The sequence below is a fragment of the Psychrobacter sp. CAL346-MNA-CIBAN-0220 genome, from assembly GCF_040309805.1.
In the GTDB taxonomy this organism is placed as follows: Bacteria; Pseudomonadota; Gammaproteobacteria; order Pseudomonadales; family Moraxellaceae; genus Psychrobacter.
In genome coordinates this window covers 1-235 of the sequence record NZ_JBEOPF010000731.1, presented here as the reverse complement: position 1 = coordinate 235, position 235 = coordinate 1, and the positions used below count along the sequence as shown (strand labels likewise).

Genomic DNA, 235 nt, shown 5'->3' with positions numbered 1-235 from the left:
AACCAGTAAAGGCGTATGTGGCGGGCTTTTACTCTACCTAGGGTTTATAGGCATAACCTCGCAAGTTAAAAAGCTGTTTGCATGGGCCGAAGCCATCGATATGACCCACATTGCCTTTATTGTTATTTTTTCCACTATAATTTTATATGCCATGTTAGAGCATTTTAAAAAGCGTTGGTTAGCCGTACCACTTAGCTGTATTTTAGGCGGCGCAATAGCCTTTGCATTAGGCGCA

1 protein-coding gene is annotated in these 235 nt (G+C 42.1%); it reads left to right on the top strand.

Going from position 1 to position 235, the window contains the following annotated elements; all coding sequences use genetic code 11:
• A partial coding sequence (locus AAEY88_RS15495; RefSeq protein ID WP_350563817.1) for a DUF3360 family protein occupies nucleotides 1-235 on the top strand: 235 nt, incomplete at both ends.